The organism is Kaistella yonginensis (assembly GCF_030409525.1).
In the GTDB taxonomy this organism is placed as follows: Bacteria; Bacteroidota; Bacteroidia; order Flavobacteriales; family Weeksellaceae; genus Kaistella; species Kaistella yonginensis.
In genome coordinates, this window is the sequence record NZ_JAUFQB010000036.1 from 1 (window position 1) to 2,369 (window position 2,369).

Genomic DNA, 2,369 nt, shown 5'->3' on the forward strand with positions numbered 1-2,369 from the left:
TTTCCAAATTTGAGATTTCCAGGGTTTGAGGGAGAGTGGGAAACTATGAGATTAGGAGATGTTATGGATTTCAAAGTGACCAATTCTTTTTCGAGAGAGAATCTCAATTATGAAACTGGAAATATTAAAAACATTCATTACGGCGACATTCACACTAAATTTCAAACTCTTTTTGATATAGAGAAAGAGTTTGTTCCATATATAAATGGAGAAATTTCTTTAAATAGAATTTCAGAAGATTATTATTGTCAAGAGGGAGATATTGTTTTTGCAGATGCATCTGAAGATTTGAATGATGTTGGAAAAAGTATTGAAATTGTAAATTTAAATGGAGAGAAATTGCTTTCCGGATTGCATACGCTTTTAGCAAGACCAGATAAAAAATTCTTTTATAGAGGATTTAAAGGATTCTTATTCAAATCAAAAAATGTTAGAAATCAAATTAAAAAAGAATCACAAGGTTCAAAAGTTTTAAGTATTAATGTTGGGCGAATTTCCAATGTGAAATTATCGTTTCCAACTAAAGCAGAACAGGAAAAAATCACTGTACTAATTTCTTTGATTGAAAAGAGGATATTTAAATCAATGAAAATAATTTCTCATTTAGAAACCTCAATCAGAAGTTTTCGAGAAAAGATATTTTCACAGAAATTGAGGTTTAAAGATAAGTTAGGAAATGATTTTGCCGATTGGAAGGATAGTAAATTAGAAAATATTTGTCAAAAACAGTCCTCAAACATTTCAGCAAATAAAATAGAAGAAAACTTTGGTAGTTATACTATTTATGGTGCATCTGGTATTTTAAAAAAAGTTGATTTTTATGAAGAAGAGAACGAATTTGTTAGCATTGTAAAAGACGGTGCAGGAGTTGGTCGATTATTCCTTTGTGAAGCAAAATCTTCTGTATTGGGTACAATGGATATTATTAAGCCCAAAACTGATGTGAATATTTACTATTTATTTTATCAATTAAGTAATATTGATTTTACAAAATATGTAACTGGAAGTACTATTCCACATATTTATTTCAAAGATTATAAAAAAGAAAAATTAACAATTCCCTCGAGGGACGAACAAACCAAAATCGCCAATTTTCTTGCTTCCATTGATGAAAAAATAGAAACAGAAAAGAAAATTTTAGAGCAGTATGAAAATCAAAAGAAATATCTTCTCACGAATTTATTTGTGTAAATAATAGTAAATGAAAATTCTTTTAAAATATTTTGAAATTGATTTCTAAATCAGACAAAAAGGTTGGATAATAAATATCTTTTTTGAAGTTCGTATTGAGTTAATAAATCGATTTCTAAGTTAATTTTTTCATCTAGAGCAGTTAAAAATCGAGCGATCTTATTTTGAATTTCAATTTTTGGTAAAACAATTGACATTTTTTCAATTTCAGAAATATAATGTCGCTTGTGTTCATTTGAAGAAAAATTTAGAAAGGAAAAATATTCAAATACAAATTTTAAATTAATCCCTTCTTTTGCTTTCAAAATTTTAATTGCCGAAGATTTTACTTTAAATGGAAAATTTACATATTTTAAATCCATTGTAAAATCATCCAGTATAATGCAATTTCCTTTATCATAAACTCCAAAATTTTCCTCTGCATAACCCAATATAAAAGATTTATTTGCGGTTAAAACAGGTGTTAATCCTTTATCATCTGAATAATCAGTATTTAAAACTATATATTTTGTAGGTTGTTCATAATTTAAAATCTCTTTAACCAATAAAGGTTCATAATCCTCTTTAATTATTTTGACAATCAACTTTTTTCGCGTTTGTACCTTGAGTGTTTTTAAAACCTCAATTATTTTCTTTTGGGTTGCAATTCTTTCATCTATTGGATAAAGGAATGATCCGATTTTTTGTTGTTCAGAAATTGACGGGTAAAAGAATGAAAACTCATTCATCTGTTGCAGATTCAAATTTGGCTGAGCCCCTACAGAAATAGAATCTTTAATATACCGATGCATTATATCAGATTTTAGAATCTGATAAACAAATTTAGAATTTTCAGTTTTTTTTAGTCTTATTATTGCAAGTGCTTGGTTTGTATTTGCAGGTAAAATTTCATTGTTCACAAAATTTACCTTTCCGATAGTTGCACCTGCTATTGCGAAAAGTAAATCATTCTCTTTTAAAATAGAACGCTTCAATTCTTTGTTATGGATTTCTTCGTCTATAAACAAACATCTTTCTGGATCTATCATATTCCCATCAAAACATTCAATTTTAATGAATTTCACACCCTTATTTACAAATTTTTTAGGTGTAGTTCCTTTTGTAATTAATTCTGTTAATTCTCCCAACTTTTTTATTTCCCACTCTCCCTCAAACCCTGGAAATCTCAAATTTGGAAA

At 27.6% G+C, this 2,369-nt stretch carries 2 protein-coding genes; one reads left to right on the forward strand and one right to left on the reverse strand.

The genetic code is table 11. From position 1 onward, the window contains the following. Positions 1–1,191 (forward strand): restriction endonuclease subunit S (locus tag QWY78_RS09275; RefSeq protein ID WP_290219099.1); only part of this gene is annotated, 1,191 nt, incomplete at its 5' end. A 50-nt stretch (positions 1,192–1,241) separates the two neighbouring features. Here the strand turns inward: QWY78_RS09275 and QWY78_RS09280 are convergent. Beyond that, positions 1,242–2,369 (reverse strand): restriction endonuclease subunit S (locus QWY78_RS09280; RefSeq protein WP_290219102.1); only part of this gene is annotated, 1,128 nt, incomplete at its 5' end.